The 981-nt window shown below is 61.2% G+C and carries 2 protein-coding genes; both read left to right on the forward strand.

Features of this window, described 5'->3' with window-relative positions; translation table 11 throughout:
- The coding region (locus G7A66_RS14355) for a transposase (RefSeq protein WP_232366889.1) at positions 1-448 on the forward strand (448 nt) is incomplete at its 5' end.
- Between the two features lie 240 nt (positions 449-688).
- A partial coding sequence (locus G7A66_RS12905; protein ID WP_174294208.1) for a helix-turn-helix domain-containing protein occupies positions 689-981 on the forward strand: 293 nt, incomplete at its 3' end.

Below are 981 nucleotides of genomic sequence, written 5' to 3' on the forward strand. Positions count from 1 at the left end.
CAAGATCCGCTATCGTCCCGACGGGACACCGCTGCCGCAGATTGCAACGCCGGTGTTCGGCTACAAATCGCATATCAGCATCGATCGGCGCTTTGGGTTCATCCGAAAGGCAGCGGTGACCTCGGCTGCAGACAGCGACGGGCGTCAGCTGCGCCGGGTAATCGATATCCGCAACACTGCCGGCGATGTCTGGGCCGATAGCGCCTATCGCAGTCAGAAGAACGAGGCCTGGCTGACGAACAACATGCTCACAAGCCGCATCCATCGCAGAAAGCCCAAGGGCAAGCCCATGCCCGAGCGCACATCGCGCGCCAACGCTGCAAAGTCAGCCGTGCGGGCCAGGGTTGAGCATGTTTTTGCGCACCAGAAAAACCGCTACGGGCTCTTCATCCGCACCATCGGCTTGGCACGCGCGCAGGCCAAACTGACGCTGGCCAACTTGGTCTAGAACTTCGACCGCCTGATCTTCCACGAACGGCGTGCAGCCACAGGATAGGTGCGCCTGAAATCCACGGATCACGCTGAAAAGCCGGAAAAAACCACCACAGAGCGGCCCATCGACCCACTCAAATGGCATATCTCAAGCCGCCCCAACGACCCGGTCAATCACGCCGCCAAAAGTGTGGTTGTTGCGGGTGTCCAACTGTAATCCAGATCATTGATTCAGATCCAGGTGAGGAGATGAGCGATGGTAGGTCGGCAGGCGGACGCGGTGGTGTTAACAGGCGAGGAGCGCGATTTCCTCGAGACGCAGGTTCGGCGGCACAAAACCCCGCGGTCGTTGTCGGATCGGTGCCGGATGATCCTGCTGTGCGCAGATGGCTCGCAAAGCAAGGAGGTGGCCGAGCGCCTTGGGGTGCACGAGCACACAGTCGGCAAGTGGCGCCGCAGGTTCGTAAAGGACCGGATCGAGGGGCTCACCGACGAGTACCGGCCCGGCCGCCCGCGAACCGTCTCCGATGAGCAGGTGGCAAAGGTGAT

This window comes from Alteripontixanthobacter muriae (genome assembly GCF_013336795.1).
GTDB lineage: Bacteria > Pseudomonadota > Alphaproteobacteria > Sphingomonadales > Sphingomonadaceae > Pseudopontixanthobacter > Pseudopontixanthobacter muriae.